This is a genomic window from Pseudonocardia charpentierae, from assembly GCF_031845345.1.
Classification (GTDB): domain Bacteria; phylum Actinomycetota; class Actinomycetes; order Mycobacteriales; family Pseudonocardiaceae; genus Pseudonocardia; species Pseudonocardia charpentierae.
In genome coordinates, this window is record NZ_JAVREJ010000132.1 from 1 (window position 1) to 261 (window position 261).

Genomic DNA, 261 nt, shown 5'->3' on the forward strand with positions numbered 1-261 from the left:
GGATCAGCTCGTCGTCGGTGGTGCCGGGCGGGCCGGCGCACAGGTAGTAGGCCAGCTCCGGCTCCCGGCCCGCGGCGGTCTGGTCGTCGGTGAGGATCTGGCGGCGGACCAGCAGCCAGCGCCCCCACCCGGGTGGGGTGTCGTCCCCGGCCGACACCGAGGCCACCGCCCAGTCGAACAGCCGCGGGCCCTTGGCCCCGTCCGCGCAGCTGCGGCGCTTCCACGCCTGCTCCGGTGCCCTCGCCGTGGCGTGGTCGGCCC

1 pseudogene is annotated in these 261 nt (G+C 77.4%); it reads right to left on the minus strand.

Annotated elements, in window-relative coordinates:
• Window positions 1-261 (minus strand): annotated as a pseudogene (locus tag RM445_RS32820) (IS701 family transposase); the annotation flags it as partial.